Origin of the sequence: Micromonospora trifolii, from assembly GCF_022229005.1 — a bacterium.
Classification (GTDB): Bacteria; Actinomycetota; Actinomycetes; order Mycobacteriales; family Micromonosporaceae; genus Micromonospora; species Micromonospora trifolii.
The window spans coordinates 1-17,288 of sequence record NZ_JAKKFD010000014.1; the positions used below are offsets into that span (position 1 = coordinate 1).

Sequence of the window (17,288 nt, forward strand, 5' to 3'; positions counted from 1 at the left end):
GTCGGCGAGCAGCCGGCCGGCTCCGGCGAGCCCGATGGTGCCGGCGGCCGCCTGCGTCGGGTCGACGTCGGTGAGCGCCTCGCGGAGCGCGGTCAGCAGTTCGGCGGCGGCGCGCTCGGCGCCGTGACTGGTGGGGTTGCCGCCGCCGGCGCGGCCGGTGCCGACGCGTTGCCCGGTGAGGGTGAGGACGGTCGCCCGGGTGGACGTACCGCCGATATCGAGACCCACCACGACGGTGTCGGACATCGGCACGAGGCTCCTTGCGCGGAACGGCGATCTGGCTTGTTCATGCTGGTCGGCGGGGTCGCGCGGGGCAAGTTGTGGCGGGCGTGGAGGGTTGTGCGGCAGGTAACAGTTTGAAAACTTCGCCCACAGTCTTGACACAGAGGGTCGTTCAGTAAGAACTTTTACCACTAACAGTTAACAGTCTTTTCGGAAAGCAGAGGCGTCTCATGGTTGATCACGAGGTGGACACCGCCGCGGGGACCGCGGTGGTCGACGCCGACGTGATGGACCGGCGGAGCTCGGCCTCCGACGGGGTGTTGGCCCGGGTGCGCAACGGGCTCGGCGAGTTGACCGGCGCCCTGCGCCGGGTCGCCGAGCACGTGCTCAGCGACCCGGAGGCCGCCGCCCGCTCGACGATCGTCGAGCTGGCCGAGCGCAGCGGCACCTCACCGGCGACCATCACCCGCTTCTGCCGGGCGATGGGCTTCGAGGGATACGCCGACCTGCGGCTGGGCATCGCCTCCGAGACCGGCCGGGCGCGCTCGGCCGGTTGGACCATCGACATCGGACGGGAGATCCAGCCGAGCGACCCGCTCGGCCGGGTGCTCGACCAGATCATGGCCGCCGACACCCGGGCGATGCACGACACCGCCACCCTGCTCGACCTCACCGAGGTGGAGCGGGCGGCGGTGGCGATCGCCGGTGCCAGCAGGGTGAACATCTTCGGTGCCAGTGGCAGCGCCCTGGTCGGTGAGGAGATGCAGTTCAGCCTGCATCGCATCGGTGTGGCGGCGTGGGCGTGGAACGACGTGCACGAGGGGCTGGCCAGCGCCGCGTTGCTGCGATCGGGGGACGTGGCGCTCGGCATCTCGCACACCGGGCAGACCCGGGAGACGATCGAGATGCTCGCGGAGGCGGGCAGCCGGGGCGCCACCACGCTCGCGCTCACCGGCTTCCCTCGCTCGCCGTTGGCCGAGCTGGCCGACATCGTGTTGCTCACCGCCAGCCAGGCGACCACCTTCCGGCCGGACGCGCTCTCCGCCCGGCACCCCCAACTGGTGGTGCTGGACCTGCTCTACATCGCCGTCGCCCAACGCACGCACGACCGCGCGCACGCGGCCTTCCGGCGGACAGCGCAGGCCGTCGACGGGCACAAGGCAGCGAAGGGAGCCCACTCATGATCAGCGCCCAGGGGTACGCGGACGCCGTCCGCCCGGTGCTCGACCGGCTGCTCGACTCGGAGGCCGACGGGATCACCCGGGCCGCCGACCTGATCGCCGACAGCCTGCGCGACGGCGGCGTGCTCCAGGCGTTCGGCGCCGGGCACTCGGAGGCGTTCGCCGCCGAGCTGGTCGCCCGGGCCGGCGGGCTGGTCCCCACCAACCGGCTCTCGGTACGGGACCTGGTGATGCACGGTGACGCCCCGCGTGACGTGCTCGCCGATCCCAAGCTGGAACGTGATCCCTCCATCGCCCACCAGATCTACGCGCTCGCGGCGCCCCAGCCGCGCGACGTGTTCGTGGTGGCGTCCCAATCCGGCATCAACGGCTCGGTGGTCGAGCTGGCGGCGCTGGTCACCGAGCGCGGTCACCCGTTGATCGCGGTCACCTCGGTCGAGCACACCGCGCGGGTCGCCCCACGGCACCCGTCCGGTCACCGGCTCGCCGACCTCGCCGACGTCGTGCTGGACAATGGCGCGCCGTACGGCGATGCACTGCTGCCGCTCGAGGGCGGCGGCGCGGTCTGTGCGGTCTCCTCGGTCACCACGGCGCTGCTGGCGCAGTTGCTGACCGCTGAGGTCGTACGACGGTTCCACCAGGCCGGGGAGGTACCCCCTATCTACCTCTCCGCCAACGTCCCCGGCGGGGACGAGCACAACCTCGCCCTCGAGTCGCGGTACGCCGGGCGTCTCCGGCGTACCGCCTGACCCGACACCACAAGGAGAGTCAAAGATGTCGGATTCCCCCGAGAACATCGGTGACCTGAGCCGCCGGACCTTGCTGCAGCGCGCCGCGGCGGCTGGTCTGCTCGCCGTTCCGGCCGCGGGCATGTTGAGTGCCTGTGCCGGCAGCGAGCCGACCAAGTCCGCCGACAGCGGTGCGGCGAAGAGCAAGGACAACCCGTTCGGCGTCAAGGACGGCAGCGCCGTGAAGGTGGTCGTCTTCAACGGCGGTCTTGGCGACCAGTGGGCCAAGGAGGACAAGGTCCTCTTCAACGCCAAGCACCCGAACATCACTGTCAACATGAGCTCCACCCAGAAGATCAAGACCGAAGAACAGCCGAAGATGGCGACCCAGCCGAGTGACCTGGTGATGAACTCGGGCGCCGACATCATGGACCGCAGCACGCTGATCAACGAGGGCGCGATCGAGCCGCTCGATGACCTGCTCACCGCCCCCGCCTGGGACAGCGAGGGCACCGTCGCCGACTCCCTGCTGCCCGGCACGGTCACCGACGGCACTCAGAACGGCAAGTTCTACGTGGTGAACGTCGCCTACACCGTCTGGGGCAACTGGTACAACGCGGCGCTGTTCAAGCGTGAGGGCTGGCAGGCGCCGGCGACCTGGGACGACTTCTTCGCCCTCGCGCCGAAGATCAAGGCCAAGGGCATGGCACCGTACGTGCACGACGCCGCGCACGGCTACTACCCGCGTTGGGCGCTCTTCGCCAGCATCTGGAAGGCCGTCGGCAAGCAGCCGATCATCGACATCGACAACCTGAAGGACAACGCCTGGAAGGCCGACGGCATCGTCGCGGCGTTGGAGCCGTGGGAGAAGCTGGTCAAGGACAAGCTGCTCCTGCCGGGCAAGCTGGACCACACCCAGTCGCAGCAGGCCTGGCTCGACGGCAAGGCGGCGTTCATCCAGGTCGGCACCTGGCTGAAGAACGAGATGTCGGCGACCATCCCGCCGGGCTTCGAGATGACCCTCTCGGACTACTGGACCAAGCCCGGTGACAAGGCCGCCAAGGACGTCTTCGCCTCCTCCGGCGAGGGCTTCGTGGTGCCGAGCAAGGCCCCGAACAAGGAGGCCGCGAAGGAGTTCCTGCGGGCCATCCTCTCCAAGGCCGGCTCGGCGAAGTTCGCCGAGCTGACCAAGTCGCTGGCCTCCACCAAGGGCTCCGGCGACAACGTCCAGGACACGGCCCTGGCCTCGGCCAACACGCTGATGAAGAGCGGCACGCAGGACCTGATCTCGGTCAAGTTCCCGGACTTCTACGCCGACCTGGACAAGGAGAGCCAGAACCTGGCCGAGGAGCTGATGGCGGGGCGCCTCACCGCACAGCAGTTTGTCGACAAGATGCAGGCGGCCGCCGACAAGGTCGCGAAGGACTCCTCCGTCAAGAAGCAGACCCGCACCGCCTGACAGGCCCGATCAGCTAGAGAAGTGAGTGACCATGCGGCACGGTGTTGCGCGTTTCGTCACGGGTTTCCTGGCCTTGCCGCTTGGGCTGTACCTCTTTTACGTGGTGTGGCCCTTCGTGCAGGCGGCGGGATACTCGCTGACCGACTGGGGTGGTTACTCGGACACCCAGAACTTCGTCGGTCTGGACAACTACGTCCGGCTGTTGTCGGATGAGTTGATCAGGAAGGCCTTCTGGCACAACGTCTTCTTCCTGATCACCGTGCCGCTGTTCACCATCGCGCTGGCCCTGTTCCTCGCGTTCCTGCTCAATGTGGGCGGACGCGAGGACAGGGCCGGCATCCGAGGGGTGTTCGGCTCCGGCATCTACAAGATTATTTTCTTCTTCCCGCAGGTGCTGTCACTGGTGGTCATCGCCGTGATGTGGCAGCAGATCTACCGAAGCGACGGTCAGGGCCTGATCAACGGCCTGATGATCAAGATCGGTCTGGTCGACGCGGACAACCCGATCGCCTTCACCTCCGACCCGGAGCCCTTCCTCGGCGTGCCGGCGGTGCTGTGGTGGCTGCTGGTGATCGCGGTCTGGAGCGGTGCGGGCTTCTACATGGTGCTCTTCAGCGCGGCCATGCAGTCCATCCCGAAGGACATCTACGAGGCGGCGCTCCTGGACGGGGCCAGCCGCTTCCACACCTTCTTCCGGATCACGTTGCCGCTGCTGCGGGACACCGTTTCGGTCGCCTGGGTCTACCTGGGCTTCATCGCACTGGACATGTACGCCCTGGTCTTCGTCATGACGCCCAGCCAGGGCGGCCCGAACCACGCCAGTGAGATCTTCGCGTCGGTGCTGAACTTCACCGCGTTCCAGAAGGGCCAGTTCGGTTACGCCTGCGCGATGGGTGTCGCCTTGGCGATCTTCACGATCCTGCTCGCCGCGGCGCAGCTCAGGATCACCCGTCGTGAGCGTATCGAGTACTGAGGAGGCTGGACGATGAGCACAGCGACTCACGATGGTCTGACCCGTCCCGAACAGAGCCCGGGCACGTCACCCGAGGGTGGCGCGGACGGGGGGTCCACCGCGGCCACTGTCGGCGGCAGGTTGTTCAACGGCTTCTCCCACGTCTTCCTGCTGGTCTGGGCCGTGATGGTGATCTACCCACTGCTGTGGGTGGTGATGTCGGCGCTGAAGACCGACTCGGAGGTCATCCGCCACCCGCTGTCCCTGATCCCGGCGAAGCTCAACTGGGACAACTTCGCCAGGGCCTGGAGCGCGGGGCACCTCGGCTCGTTCTTCCTCAACACAGTGCTGGTGCTGGCCGGCAGTGTCACCCTGACCATGCTGCTGGGCTCGATGGCCGCGTACGCGCTGGCCCGCTACGAGTTCCGGGGCAACCGGCTGATCTACTACGTGTTCCTCTCCGGCCTGACCCTGCCGGTCTACCTGGCCGCGGTGCCGCTGTTCAAGGGCGTCTACAACACCAGCGTCTACCTACCGCTGCTCGGCCCGAACAAGCACCTCATGCTGATCCTGGTCTACGTCGCCTGGTCGCTGTCGTTCACTGTCTTCTTCATGCACTCGTTCTTCCGGACGCTGCCCAACACCATCGCCGAGGCGGCAATGGTGGACGGCGCGTCGCACAGCAGACTGTTCTTCAGCGTCATGCTGCCGATGTCCAAGCCCGGCCTGATCAGCATCGGCATCTTCAACGTGCTGGGTCAGTGGAACCAGTGGTACCTGCCCACCCTGCTCATGCAGTCGGTGGCGGGTGAGGAGAAGAACCAGGTGATCGCCCAGGGCCTGATCGAACTCTCGGTCAACCAGGGCTACAAGTCCGACTGGTCCGGCCTCTTCGCCGGGGTGACCATGGCGATGCTCCCGGTGCTCGTGGTCTACATCATCTTCCAGCGGCAGGTGCAGTCCGGCCTCACCGCGGGCGTCGGCAAGTAAGCAGCTCGACCGGAAGGGGCACCTCGGCAACGAGGTGCCCCTTCGTCATCTCGGGTGCTCGTCGACGCGGGTGTGCCAGGAGCGCCACAGGGCTGCGTACGCCCCGCCGGCCGCTACCAGCTCGTCGTGGCTGCCGATCTCGGTGATCCGACCGTCGGCGAGCACGGCGACCCGGTCGGCGTCGTGGGCGGTGTTGAGCCGGTGCGCGATCGCGATGACGGTCCGTCCGACCAGCACGGCGGCAAGCGCGCGTTCGGTCCGGCGGGCGGTGGACGGGTCGAGCGCCGCGGTGGCCTCGTCCAGGATCAGCGTGTGCGGGTCGGCGAGCACCAGCCGGGCCAGCGCGAGCTGTTGGGCCTCGGCCGCACCGAGTTGACGGGCCCCGTCGCCGAGCTGGGTGTCCAGGTCGTCGGGCAGCTCCGCGAACCACTCGGCACCCACTGTGAGCAGCGCGGCGCGCATCTGTTCGTCGGAGGCGTCGGGCGCGGCGAAGGAGAGGTTGTCGCGTACCGAGCCGATGAAGACGTGGTGCTCCTGGGTGACCAGGGCGATCCGGCGGCGTCGCTCGGCCGGGTCGAGGTCGGTGACCGGGCAGCCGCCGATGCTGACGACGCCCTGGCGCGGCGCGTCGATCCCGGCCAGCAGCCGGGCGAGAGTGGACTTGCCGGCTCCGGACGGGCCGACGACGGCCAGCCGCTCACCGGGCTGCACCTCCAGGTCGATGCCGTGCAGCACGTCCGGCCCGTCGGAGTAGGAGAACCGGGCGCCACTGACGACGAGCCGCTCGCCCCGTGACGAGGCGGTCGTGCCGGGTGCTTCCGGCGGGACCATGCCGACGCCGAGCAGCCGCGCGTACGACGCGAAGCCGCGTTGCGCCTGCTCGGTCCACTGCAACAGCCGGTCCAACGGGTCGATCGCCTGTTGCAGGTAGAGCGCGGCGGCGACCACGGCGCCGAGCGACACCATGTCCCGGGAGAGCAGGTAGCCCCCGACGAGCAGGACCATGGCGACCGGCAGCGGATAGCTGGCCTCGACGACCGAGAAGAACACGGTGCGCAGCGCGAGGGTCGCCCGGCGGGCCCGCCACACCAGAGTGACGCGGGTGGTGCCGTGCCGGATCCGGTCGTCGGTCAGCCGCAGCGCCTCCACGGTGCGCGCGCCCTCGGCGGTGGTGGTCAGCGTCTCGGTCAGCTCGGCCGCCGCCGCGCCCTCGGTGAGGTACGCGGAGCTGGCCCGGCGCAGGTACCAGCGGGTCACCGCCACGATCGACGGGAGCCCGGCCAGCGCGGCCAGCCCGAGCAGCGGGTGCAGCAGGAAGACAGCCCCGAACAGCAACGTCAACTGCACAGTGGCGATGACGATGGTGGGCACCACGTCCCGGACTGTGGTGCCGACCGTCGACACGTCGACCGAGCTGCGGGTGGCCAGGTCCCCGGAGCCGGCTCGCTCGACGACCGAGACGGGCAGCCCGAGACTCCGGGAGACGAACTCCTCGCGCAGTTCGGCGACGGCCCGTTCGCCGAAGCGGTGGCCGGCGTACTGGGCGTACCGGGAGAGCAGGGCGCTGACCAGGACGCAGCCGGCGATGGCCAGTGCCAGCCGGTCCACAGTGGCCACGTCCGCGCCCGCGGTGACCCGGTCGACGATGGTGCCCAGCAGCCACGGCGGGGCGAGCCCGGCGACCGCGGCGGCGCCGTGCAGCGCCAGCACGACCCCGACGGCGCGCCGGTGCCGGCTGATCATGTCCCGCAGGGCCCGGCGTACGGTGCGACGGTCGGCGACCGGCAGCCGGCTCACCGGTACGCCTCCTCGCTGCCGCGGGCCACCAGGTGCCGGTAGGCCGGGTCGTCGTCGAGCAGGTCGGCGTGGCTGCCGGTGGCGGTGATCCGGCCGGTGCTCAGAAGCGCGACCACGTCGGCCCGGCCGAGCAGCAGCGGCGACGTGGCGATCACCACTGTGGTCCGCCCGACCCGTGCGGCCCGCAGCCCCTCGGCGATCCGTGCCTCGGTGTGCGCGTCCACGGCCGACGTCGGGTCGACGAGGATCAGCACCTCCGGTTCGCCGCTCAGCGCCCGGGCCAGGCGCAGCCGTTGGCGTTGACCGCCGGAGAGCGTCCGGGCTCGGGCGTCGATCGGGGTGTCCAGCCCGGCCGGCAGGGCGTCGACGACGTCCTGCGCCGAGGCGGTCCGCAGGGCGGCGCCGATCCGTTCGTCGTCGCCGTCGGCCCCGGCGCGCAGGATGTCGCGCAGCGTGCCGGCGAAGAGGTAGGAGTCGTGGTCGGCGACGAGGATCCGCGCGCGGACCTCGTCCAGGGCGACCTCGCGCAGCGGCACGCCGCCCCAGGTGACGTCGCTGGCGACGTACCGGCCGAGCCGGTCGGCCAACGCCACGGCCGCCGTCGGGTCGTCTGCCGCCACAGCGGTCAGCTGGCCGGCGCGCACGGTCAGGCCGGTGGCCGGGTCGTGCAGGTCGGCCGGGCCGTCCGGTGCGGCCAGGCCGGCCGGTCGGCGTGCCTCGGGTACGGCGCCCGGCCACCGGCGGCCCGGGCCACCGACGTCGTCCGGTGTCACGTTGAGCAGGTCGGTGATCCGTCGGGCGGCGACCCGACCGCGGATGAGCTGGTAACTGCCCTCCAGCAGAAACCAGACCGGCACGATCAGGGTCGCCACGTAGCCGTAGACGGCGACCAACTCGCCGATCGTGACGTCACCGGTCACCGCCATCCGGGCCGTCAGCCACACCACCGCCGCCAGGAACAACCCGGGGATGGCGACAGTCGCCGCGTCGATCCAGCTGTTGACCGCGCCGACCCGGTAGCCCTCGGCGCGCAGCTCCTGGGACCGGGCCGCGTACCGCCGGGCGAACAGGTCCCGGCCGCCAACACCGGCGAGCACCCGCAGCCCGGCCACGATGTCACCGGATCGGGCGGTGAGCGCGCCCTGTTGCCGGCGGTAGACCGATTCGACCTGCTCCAGGCGGCGCAGCAACGGCCCCACGATCAAGGCGACGACCGGCATCCCCACCAGCACGCAGAGCGCGAGCAGCGGGGAGATCGACCAGAGCACCACGGCGATCACCCCGTACGCGATGATCGCGCCGACGCCCGGCCCGGTCAGCGTCAGCACCTGCGCCGTCCAGTCGATGTCGGAGCCGCCGATGGTGGACACCTCGCCCGCCCCGACCCGGCGGGGCAGCACCGCGCCGATGCGGGACAGGTGGCGCAGCAGAACCTCCGCCGAGCGGGCCTTGGCGTCCTCCCGGAGGAAGGTCATCGTGCGGTGTCGCATGATGCCCAGGTAGGACAGGCCCACGCCCGCGACGACGATCGTCGCGACCCAGAGCGCCAGGGCCTGGGTGTCGCCGGCGCGCAGCCCGTCGTCGACGGCACGGTAGATCAGGTAGGGCCGGGCCGAGAGCCCGATCATCCAGGCCGTGCCGATCAGGCTGCCGCGCAGCACCCGCCAGGGTTGGCAGCGGACCAGCCACCAGAGGTAGCGCATCGGACCGCGGGCGTCGGGGGTGCCTGGATCGGGATGCGGGATCTGCGGAGGCACCCGATCACGCTACCGACCGGCCCTGACACCCCACCGCCCCGATCATGGTGAGGTCCGCCTCCGTTTCTGTCGGACGGGAGAGGCAGAATCACGTTCGTGCTGGTGGCGGTGGTGTCCGACGAGCGGGGTAGGGGAGTGCTGTGCCCGCTGGACGCCACCGGCCGGCCCACCGGTCCGCCCGAGGTCGTCACCGATCTGGTCGCCGCGGTCGCCGCCCGCGAGGCCGCTGAGCACCCGCGCTGGGTCTGGTCGACCGCCACGGCGGTCTACCCGACGCTGCTGCGCGCCGGCGTGCGGGTCGACAGGTGTCACGACGTGGAGTTGACCGAGGCGTTGCTGCTCGGGCACGTGGGCCGCTGGGGCGAGCCCCGCTCGGTGGCCGCCGCCTGGGCCCGGCTGACCGGCGCGGCGGTGCCGCCCGACCCGCCGCCGCGCGCCGCCGCGCCACCCGGGCACGGGCAGGGCGCGCTCTTCGACACACTGCCCGGTCCGCCGGGCCCGGGCATCGAGGCACTGACCCAGGTGTACGCCGACCAGCTCACCCGCGTCGCGGCGACCGAGCACCCCGGCCGGTTCCGGTTGCTGGTGGCCGCGGAGTCGGCCGGCGCGCTGATCGCGGCGGAGATGGGCGTCGTCGGGCTGCCCTGGCGTGCCGACGTGCACAACGAGATCCTGCACGAGCTGCTCGGCGAGGCGTCCCCGGTCGGTGGTCCGCCACGCCGACTCGCCGAGCTGGCCGCCCGGATCGCCGACGCGCTCGGCGTACGCGGCCTGCACACCGACTCCCCGGCGGAGCTGCTGAAGGCGTTCGCCCGGGCCGGGGTGGAGCTGCCCAACACCCGGGCCTGGGTGCTGCGCGGGGTGGACCATCCGGCGGTGCCGCTGGTGCTGGAATACAAGGAGCTCTACCGGATCTGGACGGCGCACGGCTGGTCCTGGCTCGATCAGTGGGCGCGGGGCGGCCGGTTCCAACCGGAGTACGTGCCGGCTGGTGTCGTCTCCGGCCGGTGGGCCACCCGGGGTGGTGGCGCGTTGCAGATCCCGAAGGTGATCCGGCGGGCGGTGGTGGCCGATCCGGGCTGGCGGTTGGTGGTCGCCGACGCCGGCCAGTTGGAGCCCAGGGTGCTGGCCGCGGTCTCCGGCGACGCGCGGCTGGCGGCGGCGGGCGGTGCCGGCGACCTCTACGCGGCCCTGGCCCGGGACTCGTTCGGCGGCGACCGGGCCAAGGCCAAGGTGGCGCTGCTCGGCGCGATGTACGGGCAGACCGGCGGGGCCGCGGTGCCCGCGTTGGCGGTGCTGAAGCGCAGCTACCCGACGGCGTTCGGTTATGTCGAGGCTGCCGCGCGGACCGGTGAGACGGGTGGGCTGGTGCGGTCGTGGCTGGGGCGCACGTGTCCGCCCGGCTCGGCCGGGTTCGGTGATCTCGACGACGAGCCCTCCGATCCGGAGGGGGCGGGTGATCCGCACAGTCCGCGGGCGCGTGCCGCGCGGTCCCGGGGGCGCTTCACCCGCAACTTCGTCATCCAGGCCACGGCGGCGGAGTGGGCCTCCACGTTGCTGGCCACGCTGCGGACGGAGTTGTCCGGCACCGACGCCGAGCTGGTCTTCTTTCAGCACGACGAGGTGGTCGTGCACGCGCCGGCCGCTCAGGCGGACGCGGTCGCCGAGGCTGTCAACCGGTGCGGCGAGCGCGCCTCCGCGCTGCTCTTCGGTGCGACGCCGGTCCGGTTCCCACTGGACCTGTCCATCGTCGACTGTTACGCCGACGCGGCCTGACCGTCGGAGTGTCGGTGTCGGCGGGTGCCGGTCGTGTAACGGTTGTGCTATTTCTCCTTTTCGCCCCGCCACCCCCGGCTGGCCGTCCTCGTTGCAGTGTCCGTAGGAGGGGACGGATCGGTCACGGTCCGTCCCGTGCTGGAGGGGGCGCAGCTGAACCGGATCGCAGGAATGATCATCGCCGCAGGCGGGGGACGACGGATCGGTGGTCCCGAGGCGCTGCTGCACCAGGGTGACAAGCCCCTGGTGAACCAGATGATCGACACGATGACCGAGGCGGGCTGCGAGCAGATCGTGGTCGTCCTGGGTGCCGCCGCCGAGCAGGTCCAGGAGACCGCTGACCTGGGCAAGGCCACCGTTGTGATCAACAAGGCGTGGGGCACCGGAGTCGGCTCGTCCATCCGGGCCGGCCTGGCCGCCATGGACGACGAGGGGATCGAGGCGGTGGTGGTGGTGCCGGTCGACATGCCGGGCCTGACCGCCGAGGCGGTCAGCCGGGTGGCCGCGCTGCCGTACCCGGACGTGCTGGTCTGCGCCACCTACGACGGGTTGCGCGGCTACCCGATGCTGTTCGGCCGCCGGCACTGGCCCGGCATCGCCACCCTGGCCAGCGCCGACGTGGGCGCCCGGCCGTACCTGTTGGCGCACAAGGACCAGATCGTCGACATCGCCTGCGACTCGGTGGCCGACGGCAGCCGGGTCGACAGTCCGGAGCTGATGGAGATGTACGGGCTCACCGTCCCGCCGCAGCGCGTCGGCGTCTAGCCCCCACCCCTGCCCACCCCTGCCCCTGCCGCGTCGATCATGGAGTCGTGGTGCCTGATATGGGCACAGGCAAGGTGTTTGTCACCCACCACAAGTCCATGATCGACGCGGAAGGGGCGGGGGGGGGCAGGCAGGGCGGGTGACGGCGACGTGCTACCTGCGGTGTCAGTCCTGTGTTTGGTCCAGCTCGCCGGTGGCGGCGAGACGCTGGTACCAGTGGGCGCTGTCCTTCCAGGTGCGGACCTGGGTGTCGTAGTCGACCCGGATGATGCCGAAGCGACGGTCGTAGCCGTAGCCCCACTCGAAGTTGTCCAGCAACGACCAGACGAAGTAGCCGCGCACATCCGCGCCCTGCGTGCGGGCGTCGGCCATCGCGCCGATGTGCCGACGCAGGTAGTCGATCCGCCGCTCGTCGTGGATCCGGCCGTCGGCCGACACCACATCGTCGAACGCCGCGCCGTTCTCGGTGATCATCATGGGCTGGCTGGGGTATTCGCGCTGGAGGCGCAGCAGCAGCTCGGTCAGCGCCGGCGGGTCGATGTTCCAACCCATCGCCGTGTACGGGCCGGGCTGCGGCAGGAAGTCGACGTTCTCCGCGGCGACCCACGGCGTCGACGTCGACGCGCCGTGCCCGTCGGCGTCGGAGCGGGCCGACACCCCGTCCCAGGCCCGGACCAGGGTGCTGGAGTAGTAGTTGACCCCGAGCACGTCCAGCGGCACCGCGATCAGCTTCTCGTCGCCCTCGCGGACGAACGACCAGTCGGTGACGGAGGCGGTGTCGGCCAGCAGGTCGGCCGGGTACTCCCCGTCCAGCATCGGGCCGAGGAACGCCCGGTTCGCCAACGCGTCGATCCGCCGGACCGCGTCCTGGTCGGCGGCCGAGTCGGACGCGCCCCGGATGACGTGCAGGTTCAGCGTCACCGACAGCTCGGCGGACGGGGCCAGCTCCCGGACCACCCGACCGGCCAGGCCGTGCGCGAGGTTGAGGTGGTGCACAGCGGCCAGCGCCGCCGCCGGCTCGGTCCGACCCGGTGCGTGCACGCCGGAGGCGTAGCCCAGGTACGCGGAGCACCACGGCTCGTTGAGCGTCGTCCAGGTGTGCACCCGGTCGCCCAGCGCGCCGACGATGCCCGCCGCGTACTCCTGGAAGCGCAACGCGGTCTCCCGCGCCGCCCACCCGCCGGCGTCCTCCAACTCCTGCGGCAGGTCCCAGTGGTACATGGTGGCCACCGGGCGGACGCCCCGCTCCAGCAGCCCGTCCACCAGCCGGGAGTAGAAGTCGATGCCGGCCTGGTTGAATCGGCCCGAGCCGCCCGGCTGCACCCGGGGCCAGGAGATGGAGAACCGGTACGCGCCAAGCCCGAGGTCGGCGATGTGCCCGAGGTCGTCGGCCCACCTGTGGTAGTGGTCGGCGGCCACGTCACCGGTGTCACCGTTGAGGGTCCGGCCGGGTGTCTGGCTGTAGGTGTCCCAGATGGACGGTCCGCGCCCGTCCTCGGTCGCCGCGCCCTCGATCTGGTACGCGGCCGTCGCCGAGCCCCAGACGAAGCTCTCCGGGAAGTGGTGTTGCGTCATCGTTCCGTCCCCTGGATCTCGCAGATGTAGCCCGTCGAGGTGCCGGCGACCAGTTCGGCGCTGGCCGTCCCACCCTCGTAGCGCACGTCGAACTCGGCGCCCGGCCCGTTGCCGGGTGACGGTACCCGTACCCGGGTCCGCTGCCCCTCGGTCGGTGCGTACACCCGCAGCCGCACATCGTCGGCCCACTCGTAGTCCGGTCGGTCGGTGCGCGAGCCGAACGGGATGACCGAGCCCGGTCGGGCCAGCACCGGCAGGCTGTCGAAGCCGTGCTTCTCGGTCAACCAGGCCGGGCCGGTGACCTGCGCGCCGGTGACCAGGTGCGTCCAGGTGCCGGCGGGTACGTAGTACGTGACGTCGCCGTCGGCGCTGAGCACCGGGGCGACCAGCACGTCCGGGCCGAGCATGTACTGCCGGTCCAGATGCGCCGTCGCCGGGTCGTCCGGGAACTCCACGAACATCGGCCGCATCACCGGCGTCCCGTCGCGGTGTGCCTCCTGGGCGGCGGCCGCCAGGTACGGCATCAGGCCGAGCTTGAGGTGGGTGAAGTGCCGCAGCACGTCCACTGCCTCCTCGTCGTAGGCCCACGGCACCCGGTACGACCCGGACCCGTGCAACCGGGAGTGCGAGGAGAGCAGCCCGAAGGCGACCCACCGCTTGAACACCGCCGGGTCGGGGGTGCCCTCGAAGCCGCCGATGTCGTGGCTCCAGTAGCCGAAGCCGGACGCCGCCAGGGACAACCCGCCGCGCAGCGACTCGGCCATCGCGACGAACGTCGACTCGCAGTCGCCGCCCCAGTGCACCGGGAACTGCTGCCCGCCGGCGGTGGCCGAGCGGGCGAACAGCACCGCCTCGCCCTCGCCGCGCTCGGTCTCCAGCAGCTCGAAGACCGCCTTGTTGTACAGGTACGAGTAGTAGTTGTGCATGCGCTGCGGGTCCGAGCCGTCGTGCCACACCACGTCGGTCGGGATGCGCTCGCCGAAGTCGGTCTTGAAGCAGTCGACGCCCATGTCGAGCAGCGCCTTGAGCTTGCCGGTGAACCAGCGGACCGCGTCCGGGTTGGTGAAGTCGACAAGCGCCATGCCGGCCTGCCACTTGTCCCACTGCCAGACCGAACCGTCCGGGTTGCGCACCAGGTAACCGGCCTCGCGGCCCTCCTCGAAGAGGTACGAGCGCTGCGCGATGTACGGGTTGATCCAGACGCACACCTTCAGGTCGCGCTCGCGCAGCCGGCGCAGCATCCCCTCCGGGTCGGGGAAGGTCGCCGGGTCCCAGACGAAGTCGACCCAGTGGAACTGACGCATCCAGAAGCAGTCGAAGTGGAACACCGACAGCGGCAGCCCCCGCTCGGCCATCCCGTCGACGAACTCGGTCACCGTCTTCTCGTCGTACGAGGTGGTGAACGAGGTGGACAGCCAGAGGCCGTACGACCACGCGGGGATCCGGGCCGGACGGCCGGTGAGCGCTGTGTACCGGCGCAGCACGTCCTTCGGCTGGGGCCCGTCGATGACGTAGTAGGTGAGCGACTGGCCCTCGACGCTGAACTGGGTCTGCGTGACGACCTCGGAGCCGACCTCGAACGACACGTGCTCCGGGTGGTCCACGAAGACCCCGTAGCCGGCGCTGCTCAGGTAGAACGGCACGTTCTTGTACGCCTGCTCGCTGGCGGTGCCCCCGTCGGCGTTCCAGATGTCGACGGTCTGCCCGTTCTTGACGAACGGGCCGAAGCGCTCGCCCAGCCCGTACACCGTCTCACCGACACCGAGGGCGAGCCGTTCGTGTACGTGCCGGCGGCCCTCGGCGTCGGTGACGACGCCGATGCTGCGCGCGGTGGACGCGGTGACCAGCCGGTCGCCGTGCAGGAAGTCGACCCGCCACCCGTCGATGAGCGCGACCCGCGCGGTCAGCTCGCCGGTGGTCAGCGTCGCGCTGAGCCCGGTGACGTCGACGGTGACCGGGTGCGTCTCGTCGGTGCTCAGCCCGAAGTGCGGCTCCCGGGGCAGCCCTCCGGTGTGGTGGGCGATGGTCACTCCGATGACGCCGGGGGCGGGGGAGAAGAACCGGACGGTGACCAGCGGACGGTTGAGGGTGTCGCCGCGACCGGTGATCTGACCGGTCGGTGCGAAGACGGTGAAGCCACGCTCGTCCGGCTCGACCGACTCCACGGTGCCGGGGCGCAGGACGCTGACGCCGGGGCGCAGCTGCCAGTACCCGTCGGTGAACTTCACTTCTCGGCTCCTGCCGTGATGCCGCGCGCCAGAGTGCGCTGGAAGATGAGGAAGAAGAGGATGGCCGGCACCAGGCTGATCAGCGCGCCGGCGTTGGTGGTCGGAGCGTCCATCAGCCGGTCGCCCTGCAACGACGCGAGCGCGACCGGAATGGTCTGCGTCTGGTTGTCGATCAGCATGACCAGCGGGATGAGGAACTCGTTCCACGTCCAGATGAAGAAGAAGATGAGCAGCACCGCGAGGGTGGGCCGCAGGTTGGGGAAGACCACCCGCCACAGCACCGTCCACTTGCCGGCGCCGTCCAGCGCGGCGGCCTCCAGCAGCGAGCGCGGGAACGTGCCCATCACCGAGGCGAGCAGGTAGGTACCGAACGCGCTCTGGATCACGGTGAAGATGATGATCACCGAGAGTTGGGTGTTGTAGAGGCCGACCTGCTTCGCCACGTAGTACAGCGGGTAGATCAGCGCCTCCTGCGGCAGCATGTTGGCCAGCAGGAAGAGCCCGACGATCCACAGCCGGCCCCGGACCCGGCCGATGCCCAGCGCGTACGCGTTGAGCAGTGACACGGCGACGCCGAGCACGGCCACCGAGCCGGCGATGACCGCCGAGTTCCAGAACTTCAGCGGGAAGTTCACTTCGGTCCAGTACGTGCGCAGACCCTTCGTGTAGAACTCCGTCGGCCAGCTCAGCGGGCCGCCCGACGAGTAGTCGCCGGGCGACTTGAACGCGTTGAGCAGCATGAACGCGAACGGCACCAGCATGACGAGTGCGCCGAGGGTGACCAGGGCGAGCACCACCCAGCGGCTGACACCCCTGTGGTGTCGGTCGCGTACGGGCCGGGCCGGTGTCACCGGCGCGGTGCTCGGTGTGAGCGTGACGCCCATGTCAGAACCCCCGGTCCCGGCGCTCGCTGCGGGCCTGCATCCAGATGAAGACCCCGGCCACCACCACGATGATCAGTGTCAGCACCATCGAGATCGCGGAGCCGTAGCCGACCTGCAGCTTCTTGAAGAACGTGTAGTAGGCGAAGTACGAGGGCACGTTCGTGGCGTTGTCCGGGCCACCCCGGGTCAGGGCGAAGATCGGCCCGAACACCTTCAACGCGGCGATGGTGCAGGTCAGAGCCACCACGAAGGTCTCCGGCCGGATCTGCGGAAGGGTGATCGCCCGGAACCGGTGCAGCCAGTTCGCGCCGTCGACCTCGGCCGCCTCGTACAGCTCGGGGTCGACCCGCTGCAACGCCGCCATGAAGACGACCACCGGGTAGCCGATCTGCACCCAGATCATCACGGCCATCACGGCCGGTAGGGCGGTGCCCGGGTCGCCGAGCCAGTCGTGGCGTAACGCGCCGAGACCGACAGCGTCGAGGAGGCTGTTGAACGCGCCGTCGGGGCGCAGGATCCAGCCCCAGACGATGCCGGCCACCACGACGGGCAGCACCTGCGGAAGGTAGAACGCGGCCCGCAGCGCGGCGGCGGTGCGGGGCTTGAACCGTCGGCCGATGACGTCGAAGAGCACAGCGGCGAGCAGCAGCCCGAGCACTGTGGGCACCACCACCATCGCGACGAGCATCCAGATGGTGTTGCGGAACGACGCCCAGAACACGTCGTCCTGCAGCAACTGCTGGTAGTTGGCCAGGCCGACCCAGCGGGGGTCGCCGATGCCGGACCACTTGGTCAGCGACAGGTAGAGGGTGCCGACCAGCGGTGCACCGATGACCAGGAGGAAGAGCACCGCTCCGGGGAGCAGGTAGAGCCAGTACGCCGCGTTGCGGCCGCGGCGTCCGCGGCTGGGCGGGGGCGGGGTGGGGGTCGCTGCCGGCGGTGTGGCGGCGACCGTCTCGGAGACTGCCATGGAA

General features: G+C 70.5%; 14 protein-coding genes. 7 read left to right on the forward strand and 7 right to left on the reverse strand.

Annotated elements, in window-relative coordinates; all coding sequences use genetic code 11:
* On the reverse strand, positions 1-246 hold a 246-nt coding region (locus NIE79_RS09650), incomplete at its 3' end, for a BadF/BadG/BcrA/BcrD ATPase family protein (RefSeq protein WP_372471437.1).
* Between the two features lie 206 nt (positions 247-452).
* On the opposite strand from NIE79_RS09650, the gene NIE79_RS09655 reads away from it, so the two are divergent.
* The 5 genes from NIE79_RS09655 to NIE79_RS09675 all read left to right on the forward strand — a co-directional run bounded on the left by NIE79_RS09655 (position 453) and on the right by NIE79_RS09675 (position 5,532).
* Complete coding sequence (locus NIE79_RS09655) at positions 453-1,406, forward strand: MurR/RpiR family transcriptional regulator (RefSeq protein ID WP_238678214.1); 954 nt, start codon at positions 453-455, stop codon at positions 1,404-1,406.
* On the forward strand, positions 1,403-2,152 hold the full coding sequence (locus NIE79_RS09660) for a sugar isomerase domain-containing protein (protein WP_091403970.1): 750 nt from the start codon (positions 1,403-1,405) through the stop codon (positions 2,150-2,152). Before NIE79_RS09655 ends, NIE79_RS09660 begins: the two co-directional genes overlap by 4 nt.
* Positions 2,153-2,177: 25 nt before the next feature.
* The gene (gene ngcE, locus NIE79_RS09665; RefSeq protein ID WP_238678215.1) at positions 2,178-3,590 is read left to right on the forward strand and encodes an N-acetylglucosamine/diacetylchitobiose ABC transporter substrate-binding protein; all 1,413 of its coding nucleotides are present in this window, start codon (positions 2,178-2,180) and stop codon (positions 3,588-3,590) included.
* A 31-nt stretch (positions 3,591-3,621) separates the two neighbouring features.
* Entirely contained in the window at positions 3,622-4,563 is a 942-nt protein-coding gene (locus NIE79_RS09670; RefSeq protein ID WP_238678216.1) for a carbohydrate ABC transporter permease, read from the forward strand.
* A gap of 165 nt (positions 4,564-4,728) precedes the next feature.
* Entirely contained in the window at positions 4,729-5,532 is an 804-nt protein-coding gene (locus NIE79_RS09675) for a carbohydrate ABC transporter permease (RefSeq protein WP_238678277.1), read from the forward strand.
* Positions 5,533-5,577: 45 nt separating this feature from the next.
* On the opposite strand, the gene NIE79_RS09680 is transcribed toward NIE79_RS09675, so the two are convergent.
* Together NIE79_RS09680 and NIE79_RS09685 are read right to left on the reverse strand one after the other, a co-directional pair.
* A complete protein-coding gene (locus NIE79_RS09680) occupies positions 5,578-7,275 on the reverse strand; it encodes an ABC transporter ATP-binding protein (protein ID WP_238678278.1) in 1,698 nt (565 codons plus the stop codon).
* Positions 7,276-7,325: 50 nt separating this feature from the next.
* On the reverse strand, positions 7,326-9,032 hold the full coding sequence (locus NIE79_RS09685) for an ABC transporter ATP-binding protein (protein ID WP_238678279.1): 1,707 nt from the start codon (positions 9,030-9,032) through the stop codon (positions 7,326-7,328).
* Positions 9,033-9,182: 150 nt separating this feature from the next.
* Between NIE79_RS09685 and NIE79_RS09690 the strand changes: the two genes are divergently transcribed.
* Both NIE79_RS09690 and NIE79_RS09695 read left to right on the forward strand, forming a co-directional pair.
* Positions 9,183-10,862: a bifunctional 3'-5' exonuclease/DNA polymerase gene (locus tag NIE79_RS09690; RefSeq protein WP_372471438.1), complete on the forward strand. Its 1,680-nt coding sequence runs from the start codon at positions 9,183-9,185 to the stop codon at positions 10,860-10,862.
* 171 nt (positions 10,863-11,033) lie between these two features.
* Positions 11,034-11,627, forward strand: coding sequence for a nucleotidyltransferase family protein (locus NIE79_RS09695; RefSeq protein ID WP_238678281.1), 594 nt, complete (start codon positions 11,034-11,036; stop codon positions 11,625-11,627).
* Between the two features lie 165 nt (positions 11,628-11,792).
* Here the strand turns inward: NIE79_RS09695 and NIE79_RS09700 are convergent, their stop codons facing one another.
* Genes NIE79_RS09700 through NIE79_RS09715 form a run of 4 tightly spaced genes read right to left on the reverse strand, consistent with a single transcriptional unit; the run spans position 11,793 to position 17,284 of the window.
* Complete coding sequence (locus NIE79_RS09700; protein ID WP_238678217.1) at positions 11,793-13,202, reverse strand: GH1 family beta-glucosidase; 1,410 nt, start codon at positions 13,200-13,202, stop codon at positions 11,793-11,795.
* Entirely contained in the window at positions 13,199-15,430 is a 2,232-nt protein-coding gene (gene yicI / locus NIE79_RS09705) for an alpha-xylosidase (protein WP_238678218.1), read from the reverse strand. The genes NIE79_RS09700 and yicI overlap by 4 nt, the downstream gene beginning before the upstream one ends.
* A complete protein-coding gene (locus tag NIE79_RS09710; RefSeq protein ID WP_238678219.1) occupies positions 15,427-16,314 on the reverse strand; it encodes a carbohydrate ABC transporter permease in 888 nt (295 codons plus the stop codon). The genes yicI and NIE79_RS09710 overlap by 4 nt, the downstream gene beginning before the upstream one ends.
* Position 16,315: 1 nt before the next feature.
* Positions 16,316-17,284: a carbohydrate ABC transporter permease gene (locus NIE79_RS09715; RefSeq protein ID WP_238678220.1), complete on the reverse strand. Its 969-nt coding sequence runs from the start codon at positions 17,282-17,284 to the stop codon at positions 16,316-16,318.
* Positions 17,285-17,288 lie beyond the last annotated feature (4 nt).